Annotated in this window: 4 protein-coding genes; all 4 read right to left on the reverse strand. The window is 36.1% G+C overall.

Features of this window, described 5'->3' with window-relative positions:
- Positions 1-114: 114 nt before the first annotated feature.
- From RQ893_RS08430 to RQ893_RS08445, 4 genes are read right to left on the reverse strand one after another with little or no spacing between them, the layout of a single operon-like run.
- A complete protein-coding gene (locus RQ893_RS08430; RefSeq protein ID WP_311482573.1) occupies positions 115-792 on the reverse strand; it encodes a hydrolase in 678 nt (225 codons plus the stop codon).
- On the reverse strand, positions 793-1953 hold the full coding sequence (locus RQ893_RS08435; RefSeq protein WP_311482574.1) for a nucleotide sugar dehydrogenase: 1161 nt from the start codon (positions 1951-1953) through the stop codon (positions 793-795).
- 51 nt (positions 1954-2004) lie between these two features.
- Positions 2005-3009, reverse strand: a complete 1005-nt coding sequence (locus RQ893_RS08440; RefSeq protein ID WP_311482575.1) for a hypothetical protein — start codon at positions 3007-3009, stop codon at positions 2005-2007.
- 54 nt (positions 3010-3063) lie between these two features.
- Positions 3064-3681: a class I SAM-dependent methyltransferase gene (locus tag RQ893_RS08445; protein WP_311482576.1), complete on the reverse strand. Its 618-nt coding sequence runs from the start codon at positions 3679-3681 to the stop codon at positions 3064-3066.
- Positions 3682-3901: the final 220 nt, after the last annotated feature.

The raw sequence follows: 3901 nt of genomic DNA on the forward strand, positions 1-3901 counted from the left end.
CAACTGCACTAATGCCTGTGTATTAAAAAATAAAACTAAGACCTGTGCCGCCCTCGTAGTCTGCGGCGTGGCCTACTTTTATATTCCCAACATCTGTAAAATATCCACTATACATTAGATATCCTCGTTTCTGTACTTATCCATCATTGACCCAAAAACATCAGACGAAGATGGTGGAGTGTAGGAAATAGCATTTGCTCCGGCACTTATAGTCTCAAGTATGGATGTTCCGTCCTTGCCACCTGTAGCAATTATTGGGAATTCATTTCCAATATCTGCCCTAATATGACGGACTAGGTCTGCTGTATATTTACCACCAGAAACATTTAAAATTTCAGCTCCCGCATCAATTTTCGCCTTGTAGTCATCTTTCAAGGATGAAACGGTAGCTATAACTGGTATATCAACAAATCTCGAAATTTCCCTTATATCTTCGTGAGGAATTGGTCCATTAACAACCACCCCATAGGCACCAGCAAGCTCTGCATAATAGGCTACAAACCTTGACCTAGGACCTTGAGTAGTCCCGCCCCCAACTCCTATAAAACATGGGACTGAAGCTATTGAAATGATCGCTTCAGTGATGGAATTTAGGGGTGTGTATGGGTAGACCGCCATAATTGAGTCAGCGTTTGAATTTCTAATTATGGCAAGGTCTGTGGTGAAAAGCAAGGATTTAATCCTCTTATCAAAAATTTTGATACCACTTGCCTTGTAAATTTCTTCCGGCACAGATATAAAAGATTTTCTGAGCTTGGAATGGACTTGGGGCACGTTTTTCTTTTCTATCATCTAATCCCTCTCAAATAAGTCCCTGGTGTAAAGTTTATTTTTTACATCTTTTAGGTCGTCTTCGACCCTATTTGCTATTATCAAATCGACCTTTTTAAAGTCGTCTAAACTTCTAATTAATTTCATACCTTCAAAGTCATCGCCTTCTAGATTTGGTTCGTAAATTACAAGCTTTGCTCCCTTGGCTTTGAGGTTATTTATTACATCAAAGATGGCAGATTTCCTAAAATTATCTGAACCTTTTTTCATTACCAACCTATAAACCCCGATGGTTTCAGGTTTTTTAGCCAAAATATCCTCGCTTACAAAATCTTTCCTAACCTCGTTTGAATCAATGATTGACTTAAATATGGCGGTCGGAATATTTTCATAATTTGCATAAAGTTGCTTGGAATCTTTTGGCAAGCAATAACCACCATAGCCAAAGGATGGGGTGTTGTAGTGGTTGCCTATCCTTGGATCAGCCGAAACGCCCTCGATTATTGACTTGGCATCAAGCCCCTTAGCTATGGCGTAGTTGTCAAGTTCATTAAAGAAAGAAACCCTCATAGCAAGATAAGTATTGGCAAAAAGTTTTACGGCCTCAGCTTCACTTCTGCCCATCAAAATAACTTCCGGATTATTTAAGGCTTCTTTTTTATAAAGGTCTGCGATTTTTTCTCCGATTGCTGTCTTATCTGACACAATTATCCTAGATGGATTTAGGGAATCATAAAGGGCCCTGCCCTCTCTTAGAAATTCTGGGGAAAAGATTATATTATCGCATCCATATTCCTTATTTTTCCCTTCTGTGTAACCGATTGGAATAGTAGATTTAATGAGGATTGGCAAGTCTTTTCTGATTGCTTTTATCATCTTAATAGCATCATCTAAAAAAGAGGTGTCAAAAAATCCCTCCACCTCATCGTAGTTGGTTGGAAGGGCTAGAATAGCAAGGTTAGCGTCCTTAAAATCCTCTTGTCCACTTGTCTTGGCTACTAAGTTTAAATCCTTATTTGCCAAATAATCGATTATGTAGTCATCTTTTAAAGGTGATTTTTTATTGTTAATGAGGTCTACCTTTTTTCGGTCAATTTCAAGGCCTATAACCTCATTTGATTGGGCGAGTAGGACTGCATTTGATAGGCCAACATAGCCCATGCCCATTACTATAATTTTCATCATTGCTCCTTATCTTATAACTTTCTTATATTTTACATTTATTAATTTTATTTACAATTTTTCAAAGGCCACGGCCTCATAGGGTCTTAAAATAATAGTCCTATAGAGGGTGCGGTGGGTTAAAGATCCTTCCAAAAACTCATAGTCTTTGTAGTCCATGACCTTAAAGGCAAGGTCAAGAAGGACTTCCTTTTCTGTGAGATTTGCCAAAAAAACCACCTTTGCCCCCTCACCTTCCCTAGTGAAGGCTAGGATGTCTTTTTCCTTTGGCAAAATTCTGTTGATTTTGCTTAACCTTTTGATTTTATTTTTCAAGAGAAAAAGTTTTCGCAAAAATCTTACATCTTCAAAGTCTAAAAAACTTTCTTCTATATAAAAACTTGCCTTCAAGAAAAAAAGAATCATAAAAACCAATCTTTTTCCAGATTGGGGATAGTTTTGAAAATTAATTTCCTGGTTTATAAAATTATCGGGACCCAAACACAAGCCGGACTTGACTTGGTCAAAATCTATCGAAAGCTCAAATAAATCTCTTATCCCTCCCTTGGGTCTTACCATAGAAAGGGTTGAAATATTTGGATTGCCTAGGGCTAGTAGGGTTTTTTTCGCTGCCTTAATTTCTCCTAGAGATAGGATTTTTTTATTAAAAAAAGTATTTTTATTAAGTTCTCTAATAAATTCAATGAGCTTATTGGGGCTAGGTGCAAGATTTTCAAGCCCCAATAAATAGAAGCCACCTATCCCATATTTTATTAAATAGGCGAGAAAATGATAAAAGCTTTTCCTAATTTTAGGATTGGAAAAATTATATTTTATACCCGTCTTTCCCAAGAGTTTAGGCATAAGCTCATCAATGTCTAAACTTAATATAAGGCCTATGCCCTGCTTTGAGTAGGTCTCATTTATGGCTAAAAGCTCATTGATTTCTTTTTCATTTAACTTATCAAGTGCCTTAATCAAAACACAATCCACTCCCAAAGCCTTATAAAATCTAATATTTACTTGTAATTTTTTAAAATCCCTAAGCTTTGTTTTTATAATTAGTAGATCATGCATTTTAAACTTTTTTATCTTCTAGGTTCATTTCTATACCAACCTATTTATAATAACCTATTTGCCAATAGTTAATATTCCTGCACAAAATGAAACTTGGTCAAAGGATAGGTTGGAAAATTCTTTTTTCAACTCATCATAGACAAAATAAAACTCATCTTCATCCCAATAAGCTTTCGCTTCTTGCCTGCAGGCTTCCAAATCTTTTCTGCTCCAAAAAGCCACATCTCCTATATATATTTTCCCACCTTCATTTAGAATAGATACCAAGCTTTTGATAAAAGAAACTTTTTCTTCATCACCTAAGTGGTGGAGGGAATAAGTTGCAATTATCGCATCGTACTTATGGTCTAACAAAGCAGAAGCAAGCCCCCTTACAAAATCACCAGCATATAAGTCTGCATTTGGCATCTTTTCTTTGGCGATTTTCATCATTTCCTCAGAGAAATCTTGACCATAGATTCTAATACCCTGGTCATATAGACGGCTAGTTAGGGTAGCTGTCCCAAAACCAATATCTAAGACATCTTTCGCCTTAGCTTCCAAAACGCTCTTATAAATTTTATTTAAAATATCCTTATAACCTGCAAAGGGATAGGTATTTTCCTCATCAGAAAGACCAACACTTTTATCGTACCCATCTGCCCACAAGTCAAAGCCTTTATTATCTAGCATTTTCCCTCCATTTTTTTCATCTCTTGATAAAAAACTTTCTTCTAGCTTATATTATACTCCCTCAAACAAAACTTAATTATAATCATCAAAAGCAAAAAAAATAAGACGTCAAAATGACCTGAACCCCAAAATCCGGAATACGGATGGAGGGGTTTTTGTATGCCGAAATACACAAAAGAATTTAAAATCAAACTAGTAATGGAATATTTATCAGGAGAAA

Source organism: uncultured Anaerococcus sp., from assembly GCF_963510915.1.
GTDB lineage: Bacteria > Bacillota > Clostridia > Tissierellales > Peptoniphilaceae > Anaerococcus.